This window comes from Duganella alba (assembly GCF_009674495.1).
Lineage (GTDB): Bacteria > Pseudomonadota > Gammaproteobacteria > Burkholderiales > Burkholderiaceae_D > Rugamonas > Rugamonas alba.
The window spans coordinates 1-20,751 of the sequence record NZ_WKJN01000029.1; the positions used below are offsets into that span (position 1 = coordinate 1).

A 20,751-nucleotide genomic window follows, 5' to 3' on the forward strand; every position below is an offset into this window, starting at 1 on the left:
GCGGCGTGGAGAACGGGATGGCGGGCAGCCCGGCGCTGGCGCCGGCCGTGACCGACTGGGTGGCGCGCGCGGCCACGCATCTGGCGCGCTGCTGTTCGGTATGCTCCGGCGCCTTCGTGCTGGCCCACGCCGGCTTGCTGGACGGCCGCCGCGCCGTCACCCACTGGCAGGACGCCGCCGCGCTGCAGGCGCAGTTCCCCGCCGTCGCGGTGCAGGACGACGCCCTCTATATTAGAGACGGCGCGATTTACACCTCGGCCGGCATCGCGGCCGGCATCGACCTGGCGCTGGCGCTGGTCGAGGAAGACCTGGGCCGCGGCGCCGGCCTGGCGGCGGCCAAGCGGCTGGTGGTGTTCTACAAGCGCCCCGGCGGCCAGCGCCAGTTCAGCGCCGAGCTGCTGGCGCAGGCCGATCCGCAGGGCGTGCACGGCCTGCTGACCGCCTGGCTGCGGCCGCGCCTGCAACAGCAGCTGGATGTCGAACAGATGGCGGCGGCGCTGGCCGTGTCGGTGCGCACGCTGCACCGGCGCCTGCAACAGCAGTCCGGCCTGACGCCGGCGCAACTGCTGCTGCGGCTGCGCATGGAGGCGGCCTGCGCGCTGCTGGAGCAGGCCGGCATGACGGTCAAGCAGGCGGCCCGCCAGAGCGGCTTCGGCAGCGAGTACAATCTGCGGCGCGCGTTTGCCGCGCAGCTGGGCGTCGCGCCCAGCGACTATCAATCGCGTTTTGGATAATCAGATGATGCAGGCAGTGGAAAAATGGCTGGCGCGGGTGTTGTTGCTCAACAGCGGACTGGCGCTGGCGGTCAGCTTTGGCCTGCTCGGCACGGCGCCGCAGGACAGTTCCGCCTGGCTGTATGGCGCGGCGTTGCTGGGTTTCGTGTCCGGGCTGCTGTCGCTGCGGCGCGCCCGCGCCGGGCTGTGGGGCGGCGCCCTCTATTATGTGGTGCAGCTGTTGAGCTATTTCCCGCACGACGGCAGCGCCGTGCTCGGCATCAAGGCCGGCATCAGCCTTGGCATGGTGATGCAATTCAAGACCGCCACCGTGGTTGTCAACCTGTTCGCGCTGGCACTGCTGGCCGCCACCGCAACGGTGCTGTGGCGCCGCCGCCAGCCGTCCCCCGCGCCTTAAAAATTGCCGTCCGTCATCATCTTGTCATATCGATGAGGCAAAGTCACGGCTGATCAGGTCACCCTGGCGTCGTCGCCGCGAAATTTCCATTTTGCAACATGTGTTTATATTTTAAAATATAGATAAGTAAACATGCTTGATGTTCGTGGAACATTGTTATTCAAGCGTGGCGGCGGGGCGACAGGCTGGAAAATAAGTTCCTTATGGAAATTTTTTAAGCTATACTAGCCCTCCAAGCCCGATTTTTCAGCCCGTTCTGCCGTTTGTCGCTACAAAATCATGAATGATTTCAAAGGTTTGCGCGGAGTGCGGTCAGCCGCTGTAAAAATGCGTAAATTTTTTTCCTCAAGGGAACAAGTTTACTTAGTGGAAGATCGGCTGCGGTCGCCTTGTAATCAGGCAGGCTGATTTCCGCTGCACTTCAGGCGGCTGAATCCTCAGCAATGTTGAGTTGGAGTTAAGCAATAAATCTTCTTGGGTTTACTCAAGTTGATAAAGTTGTTGTCGTTAAGAATTGTACGAGCGCAGTTTTGTGCGTGCGGTATGCAGCAACCCAATACGTAGTCAAACGGCAAATATGCCACTGGCGGAAGACGCGGATGCAACGGTAGGGCCGTGCACCAGATGTTTTCGGACAGCAAAATCGAATCAGCGCCCTTCTAGGAGAAATGCAATGAGCGTCATTACCAATATGTCCACCAATCAGATCGCGGGTCTGAGCACGAGCCAGGTCGTGACCATCTCGACCGCTGATATCGCGGCGCTCAGCTCCGAACAGATGGCGGCGTTGACCACCAATCAGTTCCAGGTACTGAGCTCGGCCCAGGTGGGTGCCATTTCGACCAACAACGTGACGGTGTTGAGCAGCGACAGCGTTGCCGCGCTGAGCATCACTGGCGTGGTCGGCCTGACCACCGGTCAGGTCAAGACGCTGACCACCGAACAAGTCGCTGCGCTGACCTCCAACCAGGCGGGCGTACTGACCAGCCGCCAGGTGGGCGCGCTGACCAGCGATTCGATCGCCGCCCTGCAAACCGAAGACTTCGCCGCACTCAAGACTGCCGCCCTCATCGGCCTGAGCACCAACCAGATCAAATCCCTGACCACCGAACAGGTCAAAGCCCTGACCACCGGCCAGGCCAACTCGCTGAGCAGCGCCCAAGTCCGCGCGCTGGGCACCGAAGCCGTCGCCGCCCTGGAAACCGAAGACCTGGCCGCACTGAAAACCGCCTCGTTCGCCGCCCTGAGCAGCAACCAGGTGGCGGCCCTGACCACCAGCCAGATCGTCGGCCTGACCAGCGCCCAGTTCGCTGCCATGAGCACCGCCGACGTCGCCCAGGGCCTGACCACCGAACAGGTCAAGGCCATGACCTCGAACCAGTTCACCAGCCTGACCACCGCACAGGTCAGCTCGCTGTCGACCGAGAACCTGGCCGCGATTGACGCGGTCGACATGGTCGGCATCACCACCGCCGGCATCGCCGCGCTGAAGGCCGCCCAGGTCAGCGGTCTGACCACCGAGCAGATCAGCAAGCTGTCGGCCGGTCAAGCCGCCGCCATCAGCACCGCCGCCGTCAAGGCCCTGAGCACCGAGCAGGTCGTGGCGCTGACCACCGAACAGGCCGGCGCCCTGACCAGCGCGCAAGTCAACGCGCTGACCAGCGACACCATCGCCGCCCTGCAAACCGAAGACTTCGCCGCACTGAAGACCGCGACCATCGCCGGCATCAACAGCAACCAGATGCAGGCCCTGACCAGCGAACAGATCAAAGCGCTGACCACCGGCCAGGCCAACTCGCTGAGCAGCGCCCAAGTCCGCGCGCTGGGCACCGACGCCGTTGCCGCCCTGGAAACCGAAGACCTGGCCGCACTGAAAACCGCTTCGTTCGCCGCCCTGAGCAGCAACCAGGTCGCTGCCCTGACCACCAACCAGATCGTCGGCCTGACCAGCGCCCAGTTCGCTGCCATGAGCACCGCCGACGTCGCCCAGGGCCTGACCACCGAACAGGTCAAGGCCATGACCTCGAACCAGTTCACCGGCCTGACCACCGCGCAAATCAGCTCGCTGTCGACCGAGAACCTGGCCGCGATTGACGCGGTCGACATGGTCGGCATCACCACCGCCGGCATCGCCGCCCTGAAAGGCGCGCAGGTCAGCGGTCTGACCACCGAGCAGATCAGCAAACTGTCGGCCGGCCAGGCCGCCGCCATCAGCACCGCCGCCGTCAAGGCCCTGAGCACCGAGCAGGTCGTGGCGCTGACCACCGAACAAGCTGGCGCCCTGAACAGCGCACAAGTCAACGCGCTGACCAGCGACACCATCGCCGCCCTGGAAACCGAAGACTTCGCCGCACTGAAAACCGCGGCCATCGCCGGCCTGAACAGCAACCAGATCAAGTCGCTGACCAGCGAGCAGATCAAGGCCCTGACCACCAGCCAGGCCAACTCGCTGAGCAGCGCCCAGGTCCGCGCGCTGGGCACCGACGCCGTTGCCGCCCTGGAAACCGAAGACCTGGCCGCACTGAAAACCGCCTCGTTCGCCGCCCTGAGCAGCAACCAGGTGGCGGCCCTGACCACCAACCAGATCGTCGCCCTGAGCAGCTCCCAGTTCGCCGCCATGAGCACCGCCGACGTCGCCCAAGGCCTGACCACCGAACAGGTCAAGGCCATGACCTCGAACCAGTTCACCGGCCTGACCACCGCGCAGATCAGCGCGCTGTCGACCGAGAACCTGGCCGCGATTGACGCGGTCGACATGGTCGGCATCACCACCGCCGGCATCGCCGCCCTGAAAGGCGCGCAGGTCAGCGGTCTGACCACCGAGCAGATCAGCAAACTGTCGGCCGGCCAAGCCGCCGCCCTGAGCACCGCCGCCGTCAAGGCCCTGAGCACCGAGCAGGTCGTGGCGCTGACCACCGAACAGGCTGGCGCCCTGACCAGCGCGCAAGTCAACGCGCTGACCAGCGACACCATCGCCGCCCTGCAAACCGAAGACTTCGCCGCACTGAAGACCTCGGCCATCGCCGGCCTGAACAGCAACCAGATCAAGTCGCTGACCAGCGAGCAGATCAAGGCCCTGACCACCAGCCAGGCCAACTCGCTGAGCAGCGCCCAAGTCCGCGCGCTGGGCACCGACGCCGTTGCCGCCCTGGAAACCGAAGACCTGGCCGCACTGAAAACCGCCTCGTTCGCCGCCCTGAGCAGCAACCAGGTGGCGGCCCTGACCACCAACCAGATCGTCGCCCTGAGCAGCTCCCAGTTCGCCGCCATGAGCACCGCCGACGTCGCCCAGGGTCTGACCACCGAGCAGATCGTGGCCATGACCTCGAACCAGTTCACCGGCCTGACCACCGCGCAAATCAGCGCGCTGTCGACCGAGAACCTGGCCGCGATTGACGCGGTCGACATGGTCGGCATCACCACCGCCGGCATCGCCGCCCTGAAAGGCGCGCAGGTCAGCGGTCTGACCACCGAACAGATCAGCAAACTGTCGACCGGCCAGGCCGCCGCCCTGAGCACCGCCGCCGTCAAGGCCCTGAGCACCGAGCAGGTCGTGGCGCTGACCACCGAACAGGCTGGCGCCCTGACCAGCGCGCAAGTCAACGCGCTGACCAGCGACACCATCGCCGCCCTGGAAACCGAAGATTTCGCCGCACTGAAGACCGCGGCCATCGGCGGCCTGAACAGCAACCAGATCAAGTCGCTGACCAGCGATCAGATCAAGGCCCTGACCACCAGCCAGGCCAACTCGCTGAGCAGCGCCCAGGTCCGCGCGCTGGGCACCGAGGCCATCGGCGCCCTGGAAACCGAAGACCTGGCCGCACTGAAAACCGCCTCGTTCGCCGCCCTGAGCAGCAACCAGGTGGCGGCCCTGACCACCAACCAGATCGTCGGCCTGACCAGCGCCCAGTTCGCCGCCATGAGCACCGCCGACGTCGCCCAGGGCCTGACCACCGAACAGGTCAAGGCCATGACCTCGAACCAGTTCACCGGCCTGACCACCGCGCAGATCAGCTCGCTGTCGACCGAGAACCTGGCCGCGATTGACGCGGTCGACATGGTTGGCATCACCACCGCCGGCATCGCCGCCCTGAAAGGCGCGCAGGTCAGCGGTCTGACCACCGAGCAGATCAGCAAACTGTCGACCGGCCAGGCCGCCGCCCTGAGCACCGCCGCCGTCAAGGCCCTGAGCACCGAGCAGGTCGTGGCGCTGACCACCGAACAGGCTGGCGTACTGACCAGCGCGCAAGTCAACGCGCTGACCAGCGACACCATCGCCGCCCTGCAAACCGAAGACTTCGCCGCACTGAAGACCTCGGCCATCGCCGGCCTGAACAGCAACCAGATCAAGTCGCTGACCAGCGAACAGATCAAGGCCCTGACCACCGGCCAGGCCAACTCGCTGAGCAGCGCGCAGGTCCGCGCGCTGGGCACCGACGCCGTTGCCGCCCTGGAAACCGAAGACCTGGCCGCACTGAAAACCGCCTCGTTCGCCGCCCTGAGCAGCAACCAGGTGGCGGCCCTGACCACCAACCAGATCGTCGGCCTGAGCAGCTCCCAGTTCGCCGCCATGAGCACCGCCGACGTCGCCTTGGGCCTGACCACCGAGCAGATCGTGGCCATGACCTCGAACCAGTTCGCCGGCCTGACCTCCGCACAGATCAGCGTGCTGTCGACCGAGAACCTGGCAGTGATCGGCACCGAAGACATCAGCAGCATCACCACCGCTGGCATCTCCGCGCTGAAGGCGGCACAGATCAGCGGCCTGACCACCGAGCAGATCAGCAAACTGACGACCGGCCAGGCCTCCGCCCTGAGCACCGCCGCCGTCAAGGCCCTGAGCAGCGAACAGGTGGTGGCGCTGACCACCGAACAGGCTGGCGTACTGAGCAGCGCGCAAGTCAATGCGCTGACCAGCGACACCATCGCCGCCCTGCAAACCGAGGACTTCGCCGCACTGAAGACCGCGGCCATCAGCGGCCTGAACAGCAACCAGATCAAGTCGCTGACCAGCGAGCAGATCAAGGCCCTGACCACCGGCCAGGCCAACTCGCTGAGCAGCGCACAGGTCCGCGCGCTGGGCACCGAAGCCGTTGCCGCCCTGGAAACCGAAGACCTGGCCGCACTGAAAACCGCCTCGTTCGCCGCCCTGAGCAGCAACCAGGTCGCTGCCCTGACCACCAACCAGATCGTCGGCCTGAGCAGCAACCAGTTCGCCGTGATGAGCACCGCCGACGTCGCCCAGGGCCTGACCACCGAGCAGATCGTGGCCATGACCTCGAACCAGTTCGCCGGCCTGACTTCCGCACAGATCAGCGTGCTGTCGACCGAGAACCTGGCCGCGATCGGCACCGAAGACATCAGCAGCATCACCACCGCCGGCATCTCCGCGCTGAAGGCGGCGCAGATCAGCGGCCTGACCACTGATCAGATCAGCAAGCTGACGACCAGCCAGGCTTCGGCGCTGAGCACCGCCGCCATCAAGGCACTGAGCACCGAGCAGGTGGTGGCGCTGACCACCAACCAGGCATCCGTGTTGAGCAGCCGTCAAGTGGCGGCGCTGACCACCGACGCGATCGCTGCGTTGCAGACCGAAGACCTGAACGCGCTGTCCACCGCGTCGGTGGCCGCCCTGAGCACCGTCCAGGTGCGCGCCCTGACCACCGAGCAGATCCACGTGCTGTCGACCAGCAACGTCGCGATCCTGACCACGGCCCAGGTGAGTGGCCTGACCACCGAACAGACGGTGGCGCTGAGCACCAACCAGGCAGCCGTGCTGAGCTCGGCCCAGGTCGCCGCCCTGAGCACCACCAACATGGTGGCGCTCGAGTCCGAGGACCTCGGCGCGCTGAAAGCGACGTCGATTGCCGCCCTGCGCACCGCCCAGGTCGCCGTGTTGAGCACCGAGCAGATCAAGGCGCTGGGCACCGGTCAACTGGCGGTATTGAGCACCGCGGTGATGGCGGCCGGCCTGACCACCGAGCAGATCTCGGTGCTGTCGACCGAGCAGCTCAACGCGCTGACCACGGCGCAAGTCCGCGCCCTGTCGACCAACAACGTTCAGGCGATCTCGACGGAAGACCTGGCCGCGCTGACCACCACCTCGATGGCCGCGCTGAGCACCGCCCAGTTCTCGCGTCTGACCACCGATCAGATCCATGCGCTGACCACCAACCAGGTGCATTCGTTCACCACGGCGCAGATCCACGCGCTGACCCAGGCCCAGGTGCAGGCACTGAGTAGCGACCAGATCGCCGCGCTGTCGACCTTCACCCCGCTGACGCTGGACCTGAACGGCGACGGCATCCAGACGCTGAGCTCGCAAGCTGGGGTGCAGTTCGACATGCTGGCCAACGGCACCAAGGTCAGCACCGGCTGGATCACCGGCGGTGACGGCCTGCTGGTCCTGGACCGCAACGGCGATGGCACCATCAACGACGGTAGCGAACTGTTCGGCTCGGGCACCACGCTGGGCAACGGCAGCAAGGCCGCCAACGGCTACGCCGCGCTGTCCGAACTCGACACCAACGGCGACGGCGTGATCGATGCCAAGGATGCCCAGTTCTCGAAACTGCAAGTGTGGGTCGATGCCAACGCGGACGGTGTCAGCCAGGCGGATGAACTCAAATCGCTGGCCGATCTGAACATCACCAAGCTGAACCTGGACGCCAAGCACAACCCGTCGCTGAACAACGGCAACATCGTCGGTCTGACCTCGACCTACGAGACGGCCGACGGCGCCAGCCACGCGGCAGCCGACGTCTGGTTCAGCGCCGGCACCACCGGCGCCAGCCTGAGCGGTTCGGTAGCCAGCCTGAGCTCGGCTCTGTCGAGCTACACGGCACCGGCCGCGCCGGCCGCCAGCGGCAAGCTGGAGGTTCCATCCAGCGTCAACGCCGCGGTGGCGTCGCTGGCCAGCGCCATCGGCAGCTACGAGAACAAGCTCACCGCCAGCACCCATGCGGCGGCGACCGAGGACTCGCTGCGCCTGAAAGCGCTGCAAGGTGGCCAGCAACACGGCCTGCTGGCAGCCAAGTAAGCGCTGTCTAGCATCCACCAAGACGGCAGGCCTGCGGGCCTGCCGTTTTTTTTCGCCGCCATCGGGGGAACAGGCGGGTAAACCGGCTTGTGCTTCCAAACAACAAAAAGGCCCGTGGGACGCCCTTGCTGGGGTAGAATCCGAGGGCTGGAAAGTTCCCGCGTCAGTGCCAGCGCGGTCCCGGCGTTTACCCTATCCGAGCCTATGCAAGATAAATTTCCTCATACCGCGATCCAGTGCCTGACTGCCATCGCCCAGCACCATGGTTTGCAGATTAATCCGGAGCGCCTGATCGACGATTACGCGCTGCGCGCGCAGGAGCCGGGCGTCGGGGAACTGTTGCGCATCGCCGCCGATATCGGCTTGAAAGCCAAGTCCGACCAGCTGACCTGGAGCCGCCTGATGGCCCAGGGCGGCGTGTTCCCGCTGATGGCGCGCCTGGTCGACGGCAACTCGGTGATCGTGGTCGGCGTCAAGGCGGGCGAGCTCGGCGGCCAGGACCATGTGGCCGTGCTCAACCCGGCCAGCGCCAACGCGGCGGTGGTGCTGGTGGCGCGCAACGACTTCGAGCAGCGCTGGCGCGGCGACGTGCTGTTCATCAAACGCCAGCACAAGCTCAGCGATCCGAACCAGCCGTTCGGCCTGCGCTGGTTCATCCCCGAAATCCTCAAGCAGAAAGCGGCGTTCCGCGACATCTTCATCGCCGCCATCGCCATGCAGCTGCTGGCGCTGGCCTCGCCGATCTTCTTCCAGCTGGTGATCGACAAGGTGCTGACCCACCGCAGCGTGACCACGCTGCAGGTGCTGGCGGTCGGCATCGTCATGGCGCTGCTGTTCGACGCCACCTTTGGTTTCCTGCGCCAGACCCTGACGCTGGCGGCCAGCAACAAGATCGACATGCGCCTGACGCGGCGCGTGTTCGGCCACCTGCTGTCGCTGCCGATCGACTTCTTCGAGACCACCAGCGCCGGCGTGGTCACGCGCCACATGCAGCAGCTGGAAAAAATCCGCAACTTCCTCACCGGGCGGCTGTTCTTCACCGCGCTCGACGTCATCGCGCTGCTGGTGTTCATTCCGGTGCTGTTCAGCTACTCGGTCAAGCTGGCCTCGCTGGTGCTGTTCTTCGCCGCGCTGATCGCCGGCGTGGTGCTGACCATGGTGCCGACCTTCAACCGCCGCCTGCAGGCGCTGTACGCCGCCGAGGGCCAGCGCCAGGGCATGCTGGTGGAAACCATCCACGGCATGCGCACCGTCAAGGCGCTGGCGATCGAGCCGTCGCAGCGCCGCGTGTGGGACCAGCGCTCGGCCGAAGCGATCACCATGCACTTCCGCGTCGGCCAGATTTCGATCGCCGGCAACGCCGTCACCGACTTCCTCGGCAAGCTGCTGCCGGTGCTGATCATCGTGGTCGGCGCCGCCGACGTGTTCGACAACACGCTGTCGGTTGGCGCGCTGATCGCCTTCCAGATGCTGTCGGGCCGCGTCACCCAGCCGCTGATCTCGCTGGTCGGCCTGGTCAATGAATACCAGGAAACCGCGCTGTCGGTGCGCATGCTGGGCGAGGTCATGAACCGCGCGCCGGAAGGCCGCGCCGGCGCCAACGGCCTGCGGCCGGTGCTCGAAGGCGAGATCCGGTTCGACGCCGTCACCTTCCGCTATCCGGGCGCGCAGGCGCTGGCGCTCGACAAGGCCAGCTTCACCATCGAGCAGGGCACGGTGGTCGGCATCGTCGGCCGCAGCGGCTCCGGCAAGACCACCTTGACCAAGCTGATCCAGGGTCTGTATCCGGTCCAGGAAGGCATCGTCCGCTTTGACGGCATCGACGCCCGCGAGATCGAGCTGTCGCACCTGCGGCGCCAGATCGGCGTGGTGCTGCAGGAAAACTTCCTGTTCCGCGGCACGGTGCGCGAAAACCTGTCGGTCACCAAGCCCGACGCCAGCTTTGAGGAACTGGTGGCGGCCGCGCAGGCGGCCGGCGCCGACGAGTTCATCGAGCGCCTGCCGCAGGGCTACGACACCGTGCTCGAAGAGAACGCCGCCAACCTGTCGGGCGGCCAGAAGCAGCGCCTGTCGATCGCCCGCACCCTGGTGGCGCGTCCGCGCATCCTGATCCTCGACGAGGCGGCGTCGGCGCTGGACCCGGAATCGGAAGCCATCTTCATCAGCAACCTGTCGAAAATCGCGGTCGGCCGCACGGTGGTGATGATTTCGCACCGCCTGTCGACCCTGGTCGACGCCGACAAGATCATGGTGATGCAGCAGGGCCGTCTGGTCGATGCCGGCCGCCATGAAGAATTGCTTACCCGCAGCGAAACCTACCAGCACTTATGGAACCAGCAAACAAGTCACCTGTAACTGGCCGCGGCCAGGACCAAACCGAAGTCGAGTTCCTGCCGGACGCCGACGCCATCGAGCGCGGCCCGCTGCCGCGCTCGGTGCGCATCACGCTGCACGTGATGCTGCTGGCCTTCGTCTCGTTCATCGTCTGGGCCAGCCTGTCGTCGATCGACCAGATCGTCGTCGCCCATGGCAAGCTGGTCAATCCGCTGCCGAACATCGTGGTGCAGCCGCTCGAGACCTCGATCATCCAGAGCATCGAAGTGCGCGTCGGCCAGGTGGTCAAGAAGGGCCAGGTGCTGGCCCTGCTGGACCCGACCTTCAGCGCCGCCGACCAGGGCCAGCTGCGCAGCCGGCTGGAAAGCCTGGACAACCAGACCGCCAGCCTGCGCGCTGAACTGAGCAGCGGCACGCCCGGCATGCTCGACCGCAGCAGCGCCGACGCCAAGCTGCAGGCGCAGCTGTCGAACGAGCGCCAGGCCAACTTCGCCGCGCAAAAGACCAAGATGGACCAGAACATCGCGCGCCTTCGGGCCAGCCTGCTGACCAACAAGCACGACCAGGTGATCCTGGCCGAGCGCGTCAAGTCGTTGCGCGAAGTGGAAGCCATGCAGGAGCAGCTGATGGCCGAGCAGTTCGGCGCCAAGATGCACCTGCTGGAGGCGCGCGACCGCCGCCTCGAGGTCGAGCGCGACATGGACATGCAGCGCAACAAGGCGGTCGAGCTGGCCAGCGAGCTGGCCTCGGCCGAGGCCGAGCGCTCGGCGTTCGACAAGAACTGGCGCCAGAAGACCATGGAAGACCTGCTGAGCGCGACGCGCGACCGCGACGGCATCAACGAGCAGCTGACCAAGGCCGACAAGCGTCTCAAGCTGATCCAGATGGTGGCGCCGGCCGACGGCGTGGTGCTGGAGATCGGCAAGCTGTCGGTCGGTTCCGTGGTGCGCGAGGCCGAGCCGCTGTTCACCCTGGTGCCGCTGGGCGCCCAGCTGGAGGCCGAGGTGCAGATCGACTCGGTCGACATCGGCTACATCAAGCAGGACGCGGCGGTGCACCTGAAGGTCGACGCCTTCTCGTTCATGAAGCACGGCATGCTGGACGGCCGCGTGCGCACCATCAGCCAGGATTCGTTCAAGCGCGACACCGCCGACAAGAGCGGCGGCGGGCTCGACGCCTACTACCTGAGCCGGATTCCCTACAGCGGCCAGCTGGCCAAGCTGCCGCCCGGCGCGCGCCTGCTGCCCGGCATGACGGTGTCGGCCGAGATCGTGGTGGGCAAGCGCACCGTGATGTCCTACCTGCTGTACCCGCTGACGCGCGCGATGGATGAAGCGATCCGCGAACCCTGATTAGTGTGTTGTGATTAACCTTATTGCCGGAGCCTGGCCACGTGTTTACCATCATTATTCCCACCCATGAACGTCCCCAGTTGCTGCAGCGCACGCTGGAGTCGCTGCTGGCCCAGACCTGCCAGGATTTCAAGCTGGTAATCGTGTCCGACACGGCCACCTACCTGCCGCCATACAACCACCTGGCGCAGTTCGCCGGCCGCTTCGACTATGTGCTGCGCTGCAGCGGCCGCCCGGGACCGGCGCCGAGCCGCGACATGGGCCAGGCCATCGCCGACGGCGAGTACATCATCTTCCTCGACGACGACGACACCTTCGATCCCGACCACCTGGCCAAGCTCAAGGCGCGGCTGGAGATCGACCGTCCCGAGCTGCTGTTCTGCGACCTGCAGGTGCAGTTCGAGAACCGCGCGGTGTCGCCGCCCGAGCTGCTGGGACCGACCCACAAGGTGTCGATCGCTGACGTCACCGACGACAGCGTCTACGTCCGCAACCGCATTCCCAACAGCTGCATCGCCTACCGCCGCGACGTGCTGCAGGGCGTCACCAACAACCCGGACATGATCATCTACGAGGACTGGGACTTCCTGCTCAACGTGCTCAACGGCCGGACCCTGACGCACCTGGCCACCGACGGCGTGGTGATCCACAAGACCGAGCCGGATGCGCCGCAGAATATGCGCCGCGGCAATTCCAACGAGGGCCTGGTGGTGCAGGTGATGCTGGAGCTGTATCAGCGCTATCCGGCGCGCAATATGGAGACGCGCCTGGCGCGCCAGGCGCTGCTGGCCGGCGCCGACCTGCATTACGACCTGTCGTACTTCTAAGTTCGACCGCCGCGCGGCGTCAGGCGTCCGGCGTCAGGTAGCGCAGGATGCGCGCCGGGTTGCCGGCCACCACCGCCAGCGGCGGCACCGAGCGCGTCACCACCGCGCCGGCGCCGACCATGGCGCCGGCGCCGATGGTCACGCCGGGCAAAATGGTGGCGCCGCCGCCGATCGAGGCGCCGGCCTCCACCACCGTCTGCGGGAAGGCGTCCGGATAGCGCTTCGAGCGCGGCATGCGGTCGTTGGTGAAGGTGACGTTGGGGCCGATGAAGGCGCGGTCGCCCACGCGCAGCCCGTCCCACAGGTAGTTGCCGCACTTGACCGTGACCTGGTCGCCCAGCACCACATCGTTTTCAATGAAGCAGTGGGCGTTGATGTTGCACGCGGCGCCGATGCGGGCGCCGCCCAGCACCACGGTGAATTGCCACACCTGGGTGTCGGCGCCGATGGCGGCCGACTGCACGTCGGCCAGCGGATGGATGCGGGCGCTCATGCCGCGCTTTCGCTGCAGGCCGCGCGCACGGCGCGCACCACGGCGGCGGCGTCGTCGGCGGTCATGGTCGGTCCCATCGGCAGGCTCAGCACCTCGCGGTGGATCGCTTCGGCGATCGGGAACTGGCCGGCCTGGAAGCCCAGTTCGGCATACGCCGGCTGCAGGTGCGGCGGCACCGGATAATGGACGATGGTGCCGATGCCGGCCGCGGCCAGCCGCTGCGCCAGGGCGTCGCGCTGCGCATGGCGCACCACGAACACATGCCACACCGGATCGGCCCACGCCGGCACCTGCGGCAGCACCAGGCCCGGCACGTCGGCCAGCTCGCGCAGGTAGAGGGCGGCGATGGCGGCGCGCTGCTGGTTGTCCTGCGCCAGCGTGGCGAGCTTGACGCGCAGCAGCGCCGCCTGCAGCTCGTCGAGGCGCGAGTTGAAGCCGGCCACCTCGTTGTGGTATTTCTGCCGCGAGCCGTAGTTGCGCAGCACGCGCAGCTGCGCGGCGATGGCGTCGTCGTCGGTGGTGACGGCGCCGCCGTCGCCGAGGGCGCCGAGGTTCTTGCCCGGATAGAAGCTGAAGGCGGCGGCGTCGCCGAGGTGGCCGGTGCTGACGCCGCGGTAGCGCGCGCCGTGGGCCTGGGCCGCGTCCTCGATCACCTTCAGGCCGTGCTGGCGCGCCAGCGCGTTGAGCGGGTCCATGTCGGCCGGCTGGCCGTACAGGTGGACCGCGATGATGGCGCGGGTGCGCGGCGTGATGGCGGCCGCCACGCGCGCCGGATCGATGTTGTAGGTGGCTGCCACCGGCTCGACCGGCACCGGCCGCGCGCCGCACTGGCTGACCGCCAGCCAGGTGGCGATGTAGGTGTTGCTGGGGACGATGACTTCGTCGCCGGGACCGACGCCGTACGCCTTCAGCGCCAGCATGATCGCGTCGAGGCCGTTGGCCACGCCGACCGTCTGGCGGCTGCCGCAGAAGGCGGCGAACTCCGCTTCAAACTGCTCCAGCTCGCGGCCCAGGACGTACCAGCCGGATTGCAGCACGCGCTGGAACGCCGCCTGCAGGGCGCTTTCCTGGCGCAGGTTGATGGCTTTGAGGTCGAGGAAGGGAACATTCATGATGGAATCGGAGGCATGCGCTGGCAGTTGCTGGGAACTGCATGATGACCCATTTCCCCGGGCGACACAATAGTCGATAGTTGCTTGGCCGGCAGGTGCATCAGCTATACTTGCGGCAACAGATCATCAAGCGGAGAGCAGGCATGCAGTGTGCAGAAACGGCCATCGTCCATCCCGGCGCCAGCGTCAGCGCCAGCGCCCGGCTGGGCGACTATGTGGTGGTCTATGCGGGCGCCAGCGTGGGCGACGGCGCCGCCGTGCAGGGCATGAGCCAGCTGTGGCCGGGCGCGCAGGTCGGCGCCGGCGTGGTGGTCGGTCCCGGCGTGACGCTGGCGCCGGCCGCGTGCGGCGATTGCGGCATCGTGCTGGAGGAGGCGTGCGTGATCGGCGCCGGCGCCACGCTGCTGGCCGGCGTGCGCATCGGCCAGGGCGCGCAGGTGGACGCCGGCGCCGTGGTGGCGCACAACGTGCCGCCGTATGCCATGGTGTCGGGGGCGCCGGCGCGCATCACCGGCTATGTCGAAAAGCTGCCGCCGCCGGCGGGCGCGCAGTGGCACCGCCAGGCCAGCTTCCCGGCCGCGCCGGCCATCGTGGCGCTCGGCGTGGGCGGCGTCACGCTGCACCGCTTCAAGTACCTGCAGGACCCGCGCGGCGACCTGTCGGTGGGCGACTTCGTCGACGAGATTCCGTTTGCGCCGAAGCGCTATTTCCTGGTGATGAACGTGCCCAGCGACAAGACCCGCGGCGAGCACGCGCACCACCGCTGCCACCAGTTCCTGGTCTGCGTCAAGGGCAGCGTGGCGGTGATGGTGGACGATGGCCAGACCCGCGGCGAGGTGCTGCTGGAGTCGGCCGACACCGGCATCTACCTGCCGCCGCTGACCTGGGGCGTGCAGTACAAGTACTCGGCCGACGCCGTGCTGCTGGTGTTCGCCTCCGAGCTGTACGACGCCGCCGACTACATCCGCGACTACCGCGAGTTCAGCGAGCTGCTGCGCGGCGCCTAGGCCGGCTGCGGCGCCGCGCCCAGCGTCGCCAGGTAGTCGACATAGCGCTGGTAGGCCACGCGCATCTCCTCGTACTGCTGGTGCTGCTGGAAGGTCTCCAGCGCCCGTGCGCGCGTGCCCAGCAGTTCCTCGGTGCTGATCACGCCCTCGATGTGGGCGGCGCGCCAGATTTCCAGGCCGTCCGACAGGTAGCCGCCGTAGTCGAGGCTGGTGGCCGGATTGGAGTTCGACTCGAGCCGCATGTCGAGCCGGAAATAGCTCAGTTCCTCGCCGATGTAGTAGGCGCGCCGGCCATGGGCCATGCGGCAGTAGAAGGCGACGTCGCACAGGCCGTGGATGAAGTCATAGTCGGCCAGCGCGAAGACCTGGCGCGTGCCGAGCTCCCACAGGCGCTGGCGGCGCACCATGATGCTGGTGAACTCGCCCACCACGTTGGCCACCAGCGCCAGGGTGCGGTACAGGTCGAGGCCGCTCATGACGCCGTTCTGCGGATACGGCCGGCGCTGGCGCACCACCGCGTTGTCCTTGTCGATGACGGCCGAGGCCGAGAACACCAGTTCGGCGTCGGGCACGGTGTGCATCGCCGCCACCATGCGCTCGACGCAGAACGGGTGCAGGATGTCGTCGTCGAACAGCGGCTTGACGAACTCGCCCTTGGCGCCGTACAGCGCGGCCAGGATGTTGCTGGCGCGGGTGGCGCTGCTGCGCTGGTAGATCACCTGCGGATAGCGGGCGCAGATCTCGCGGATGGCCTCGGTCGGGCAGTTGTCGCTGACCAGGATCTCGATGTTCGGATAGGTCTGGCCGATGGCCGAGCGCAGGCACTGTTCGAAATAGCCCGGCTTGTAGGACGGGATGACGATGCTGACGAGGGGAAAAGACATACGGAACCTATGGGTAAGGGAAAGGGGCGTTCAGGGGCGGTGCCGCTGCGCCGCCGCGACGAAGTCCTGGTAGTCATGGTAGTAGTCGGCCGGCTCGTACAAGGTCGAGGCCAGCACCAGGCACACCGCGCCCGAGGAAAAGTTTTCCACCTCGCGCCACATCCGGCCCGGCACGTAGAGGCCGTAGTAGGAGCGGTTGAGCTGGAATTTGCGGCGCTGCTGGCCGTCGTCGACGATGACGTCGAAGCTGCCGGACATGGCGATGAACAGCTGCTGCAGCTCGAGGTGGCCGTGGCCGGCGCGGGCGGCGCCGCCCGGCACGTCGTACAGGTAGTACACGCGGCGGATGTCGAACGGCACGTCGATGCCGCCCTCGACCACCGACAGGTTGCCGCGCTGGTCATGGCGCGGCGGCAGGTCGATCAGCCGGCACTGGTCGATCACGGCGCCGCTCCCGCCGGCTGCGCCGCCAGCACCGCGTGATAGCGCTGCTGCGAGCGCACAAACATCGGGAACACCTGGCCGAAGCGCACGGCGGCGGCGTCGATGCGCGGCTGCATGGCGACCAGCTCCTGCGGCGTGACGATGCCGAGGTCGGCGCATTCGAGCAGCAGGTCGACATAGTCGGAGAAGCAGTAGCCGAGATTCGGGTTGTTGCGCGGATTGCTGTTGGACTCCAGCTGGGCGTCATAGCGGAAGTACGACAGCTCCTCGTCGACGTAGAACACCTTGCGGTCGCCGGCCAGGTTGAAGTAGGCCGCCATGTCGGCCAGGCCCAGCGAGCAGTCGTGGCGGTGGAAGTGGAACAGGCGGGTGCCGATTTCCCACAGGCGCCGGCGGCGGAACAGGATGGTGCTGAACTCGCCGACGAAGTTGCTCATGCTCAGTACCATGCTGCGCACCATGCCGCGGCCCTCGAGGCTGCCGGAGGCCTGGAACGGCCGCCGCGTCTCGGTCGGCTGGTTCTGGATGCTGATCACCTGCGAGGCCGAGAACACCAGTTCGACCTCGGGCTCCATCTGGATCGCCGCCACCATGCGCTCGATGCAGAACGGATGCAGCACGTCGTCGTCGAACAGCGGCTTGATGTATTCGCCCTTGGCGCCGAACAGCGACGACAGCACGTTCTGCTCGCGGATCGCGCTGTTGCGCTGGTAGGTCACGTGCGGCGCGTATTTCTTGCAGATGTCGTGGATGGCCTCGGTGGGGCAGTTGTCGCTGACCAGGATCTCGAGGTTCGGATAGCTCTGGCCCAGCGCCGAGCGCAGGCAGATTTCAAAATGGGCCGCCTTGTAGGACGGGATGACGATGCTGACTAAGGGAAGACTCATGCTGCCAAACTCCTGACAATATTAGGCGGCCACCGCGATGACCAGGTACTGCCACGGCAGCGCGTCCTCGACCGCGACCACCGGATCGATGCCGCTGGCGCCGGCCATCAGGCGGATCGCCGGCAGGTATTTCTCGCGCGCCGGCTCGTCGTTGATGCGGGCGCTGCCGCCGCTGATCTGGAAGCCGGCGCTCTGCAACATCTCCAGCGCCGCGCCGCGGGTGAACAGGCGCTTGCGCGACAGTTCCAGGCCCTGGGTGCCGTAGCGCAGGTCGCCGGCGTTCAGGCGCGCCTGCAGGCTCCAGTGCTGGAAGTTGCGGATGGTGAGCACCAGCTTGCCGCCGGGGGCGATGTTGGCGCGGATCTTTTGCAGCATGCGCCACGGATCGTCCATCTGCTCCAGCGTTTCGTCGAACACCCAGGTGTCGGCGTGGCGCACATGGTCCCAGAAGTCGGGGCCGGCGTGTTCGAGGTCGGTGTTGAACACGAAGTCGCAGTGCGGCCGGGCCGCCTGCGCGCGCGCCGGATCGGTCTCGACGCCGGTGTAGTTGCAGATCGGGTTGCGCTGCTTGTAGGCCTTGGCGAAGGCGCCGTCGCCGCAGCCGATCTCGACGATCTTGCGCGCCGCCGCCGGCATGAAGTGCAGCAGGTCGGTGTTGACCGTGGTGGTGGCGCTCGGCAGGTCGTAGTGGTAGCCGCCGGTGCGGATCACCGTGCCCTGCCAGTCGTGCTTGAGGTAGTGGCGCTTGGGCTGGCGGGCGAAGTCTTCCTCGACCCAGTCGAGGCTGGCGATCAGGTGGCCGGCGTCGGCCGCGTGCAGCGCCAGCATGGTCGGGATCATCGGCGCGCCGTGCTTGATCGGCAGCGGCCACTGGCGCACCACCTCGATATTGGTCAGCATGCAGGCCGGGTACAGGTAGGGCACGGCGCCATCCTGCGGGCGGTCGTTGCCGAGTTCGTCGACGCGCAGCACGCAGCCGACGCCGTACATGCCGGGCCGCAGCGCGGCGTGCAGCGATTCGAGGAAGCCGGGCTTCAGCACCTCGACGTCGGAATCGAGGAACAGCACCTCGCCCGACAGGCCGAGGTGGCCGATGGCCCAGGCCATGCCGGGGCCGTGGTGGATGTTGTAGCCGAACGGGATGAACTCGACGTTGTCGTAGCCGGCGGTGACGGCGCGGATGGTTTCGGCCACGTCCGGATTGGAGCCGTCGATGACGTACACGCGGTTGCGGTAGAACTGGCGCAGCGTGCGCAGCAGGCCCTCGATCAGGTCGGGCGTGTTGTACGACACGGTGACGATCGGGATCTGGTCGATGCGCACCGGCTCGGCCGGCTGCGACGGCTCCTGCGGCCGCACCGCATGTTCCGGCGCGGCCAGGCGCGGCGCGGCCGGCTTGGCCACCTTCTGCAGCGCCGCCTCCATGTTGCGCACGAAGCGCGGGCTGTCGAACAGCGCGCAGGTCAGGCGGTTGGCGCTCAGCTGGCGCTTCATGGCGGCGATGCGCTGCGGATGGTTGGCCAGCTCGACCGCCTTGTCCTCGTAGTCGGCGAAGTTGTAGGTGATCAGCTGCGGCAGGTCGACCGCGCGCAGCAGGCTGCCGGCCATGCGCGACGAGAAGGTCTGGCCGGCGCAGGTCAGCAGCGGCAGGCCGGCCCACAGGGCGTCGCTGGCGGTGGTGCCGGCGTTGAACGGGAAGGTGTCGAGGAACAGGTCGGCCAGCTGGTAGCGCGCCAGGTACTCGGCCGGCACGGCGCGGCCGTTGAAGATGATGCGCTGGCGGTCGATGCCGGCCTGTTCGGCGTAGCGGTACAGGTTCTCGCGCACTTCCGGATAGTCGGCCACCAGCCACAGCACCGAGTGCGGCACGCGGCGCAGGATGTTCATCCAGGTGCTGAACAGGTCCGGCGTGAACTTGAAGTTGTTGTTGAACGAGCAGAACACGAAGGCCTCGTCCGGCAGGTTGACCGAGGCGCGGGTCGGGGTCGGCGCGATGGCGCGCTGGCGGTCGTTGATCTGGAAGGTGTCGGGCAGGTACAGCGGCTTTTCGCTGAAGTGCGCGGTCATCTCCGGCGTGATCAGGAACTCGTCGGCGATCACGTAGTCGACGCCGGGCAGGCCGGTGCTGCCGGGGAAGCCGAGATAGGTCAGCTGCACCGGCGCCGGGCGGTAGGCCAGGATCTGCGGCCGCGCGCCCAGGGTCAGGCCGTGCAGGTCGACCAGGATGTCGATCTCGTGGGCGCGGATGGCGCGCGCGGCCTGCTCGTCGTTGAGCTGGTCGATGCGGATGTAGTGGTCCATGGCCTTGACCACGCGGGCGCGGATCGGCGAGCCGTCCTCGCGGCTCCAGCTGAAGGCGTAGACCTCGAACTTGCTGCGGTCGTGCAGCTCGTACAGCTCGGCGGTCAGGATCGACACCGCGTGCGAGCAGAAGTCGGACGACAGGTAGCCGATGCGCAGGCGCTGGTGGCCGTAGCCGTGCTGGCCGGTGAGCGGCGCCACGGCGGCGTTGATCTTCTCGCTGACGAAGCGCTTGGCGGCGGCCAGCTGCTGGGCCGGATCGGCCGAGGCGCTGAGCATGGCCAGCGCCGAGGTGCCTTCCATCATGGTGGCGACCGAGACGTTCTCCAGGCCGTGGTAGACCGGCCATTCGCACTGCTTCTGGCGCAGGTGGACCCAGTGGGTCATCACGTTGGCCTGCTGCGGATCGACGCGCAGGCTGGTGGCCAGCATGGCTTCGGCGTCCGGATAGCGCTTCTGGATTTCCAGCAGGCGGCCGAGGTTGTTCAGCGTCTGCAGGTACAGCGTGCGGTTGCTCTTGACGTCGGGCTCGATCGGATCGGTCAGGATGGCGCGCCACATGGCCAGCGCCTGGTCCGGGCGGCCGGTGCGTTCCAGCAGCGTGCCGAGGTTGAGGCGCGCTTCGACAAAGTTCGGATTCTGGGCGATGGCCTTGTGCAGCACGGCCTCGGCGGCGACGTCGTCGCCGCTGTTGGACAGCACCACGGCCAGGTTGAAGCAGGCGGCGTAGACCAGCGGCGATTGCGCGTGGTCGATCCAGGCGCGGTACAGCGCGATCGCGGCGGGCAACTGGCCGCTTTCCTGCAGCACGGCGGCGGCGCCGAACAGGTCGGCGATGGACAGCTGGCCCTTGACGGCCAGGGCCATGACGGAGCCCAGCGGGCTGTTATCGGTGGCGGCGGGTGCTACAGGTGCTTGAGAGGTCATAGCAGAGCATAAA

13 protein-coding genes are annotated in these 20,751 nt (G+C 66.9%); 7 read left to right on the top strand and 6 right to left on the bottom strand.

Annotation, left to right across the window (positions count from 1 at the left end; translation table 11 throughout):
* The 6 genes from GJ695_RS23015 to GJ695_RS23040 all read left to right on the top strand — a co-directional run.
* Positions 1-734, top strand: a 734-nt coding sequence (locus tag GJ695_RS23015) for a GlxA family transcriptional regulator (protein WP_154368912.1), incomplete at its 5' end; no start/stop codon positions are given.
* Positions 735-738: 4 nt separating this feature from the next.
* Positions 739-1,131 carry a hypothetical protein gene (locus tag GJ695_RS23020; protein WP_154368914.1) on the top strand — a complete coding sequence of 131 codons (393 nt, stop codon included), beginning with the start codon at positions 739-741 and terminating at the stop codon, positions 1,129-1,131.
* A gap of 673 nt (positions 1,132-1,804) precedes the next feature.
* Entirely contained in the window at positions 1,805-8,170 is a 6,366-nt protein-coding gene (locus tag GJ695_RS23025; protein ID WP_154368916.1) for an SPM autocatalytic domain-containing protein, read from the top strand.
* Between the two features lie 204 nt (positions 8,171-8,374).
* The gene (locus tag GJ695_RS23030) at positions 8,375-10,525 is read left to right on the top strand and encodes a peptidase domain-containing ABC transporter (RefSeq protein ID WP_154368918.1); all 2,151 of its coding nucleotides are present in this window, start codon (positions 8,375-8,377) and stop codon (positions 10,523-10,525) included.
* Positions 10,498-11,856 carry an HlyD family type I secretion periplasmic adaptor subunit gene (locus GJ695_RS23035; RefSeq protein WP_154368920.1) on the top strand — a complete coding sequence of 453 codons (1,359 nt, stop codon included), beginning with the start codon at positions 10,498-10,500 and terminating at the stop codon, positions 11,854-11,856. The genes GJ695_RS23030 and GJ695_RS23035 overlap by 28 nt, the downstream gene beginning before the upstream one ends.
* 41 nt (positions 11,857-11,897) lie before the next feature.
* Complete coding sequence (locus GJ695_RS23040; RefSeq protein ID WP_166455366.1) at positions 11,898-12,683, top strand: glycosyltransferase family 2 protein; 786 nt, start codon at positions 11,898-11,900, stop codon at positions 12,681-12,683.
* 19 nt (positions 12,684-12,702) lie between these two features.
* Here the strand turns inward: GJ695_RS23040 and GJ695_RS23045 are convergent, their stop codons facing one another.
* Positions 12,703-13,176, bottom strand: a complete 474-nt coding sequence (locus GJ695_RS23045) for an acyltransferase (RefSeq protein ID WP_154368924.1) — start codon at positions 13,174-13,176, stop codon at positions 12,703-12,705.
* Positions 13,173-14,288, bottom strand: a complete 1,116-nt coding sequence (locus GJ695_RS23050) for a DegT/DnrJ/EryC1/StrS family aminotransferase (RefSeq protein WP_154368926.1) — start codon at positions 14,286-14,288, stop codon at positions 13,173-13,175. Before GJ695_RS23050 ends, GJ695_RS23045 begins: the two co-directional genes overlap by 4 nt.
* A gap of 143 nt (positions 14,289-14,431) precedes the next feature.
* Between GJ695_RS23050 and GJ695_RS23055 the strand changes: the two genes are divergently transcribed.
* Complete coding sequence (locus GJ695_RS23055; RefSeq protein ID WP_154368928.1) at positions 14,432-15,295, top strand: WxcM-like domain-containing protein; 864 nt, start codon at positions 14,432-14,434, stop codon at positions 15,293-15,295.
* Here GJ695_RS23055 and GJ695_RS23060 read toward each other — a convergent pair.
* The 4 genes from GJ695_RS23060 to GJ695_RS23075 are packed head-to-tail and all read right to left on the bottom strand — an operon-like array spanning position 15,292 to position 20,738.
* A complete protein-coding gene (locus tag GJ695_RS23060) occupies positions 15,292-16,179 on the bottom strand; it encodes a glycosyltransferase (protein WP_154368929.1) in 888 nt (295 codons plus the stop codon). The genes GJ695_RS23055 and GJ695_RS23060 overlap by 4 nt on opposite strands.
* Before the next feature lie 30 nt (positions 16,180-16,209).
* Positions 16,210-16,623 (bottom strand): sugar 3,4-ketoisomerase, encoded by a 414-nt coding sequence (locus GJ695_RS23065; RefSeq protein ID WP_371866590.1) that lies wholly within the window; start codon positions 16,621-16,623, stop codon positions 16,210-16,212.
* A complete protein-coding gene (locus tag GJ695_RS23070) occupies positions 16,620-17,510 on the bottom strand; it encodes a glycosyltransferase family 2 protein (RefSeq protein ID WP_208023452.1) in 891 nt (296 codons plus the stop codon). Before GJ695_RS23070 ends, GJ695_RS23065 begins: the two co-directional genes overlap by 4 nt.
* A 21-nt stretch (positions 17,511-17,531) precedes the next feature.
* Positions 17,532-20,738 (bottom strand): O-linked N-acetylglucosamine transferase family protein, encoded by a 3,207-nt coding sequence (locus GJ695_RS23075; protein WP_154368934.1) that lies wholly within the window; start codon positions 20,736-20,738, stop codon positions 17,532-17,534.
* Between the last annotated feature and the right edge of the window lie 13 nt (positions 20,739-20,751).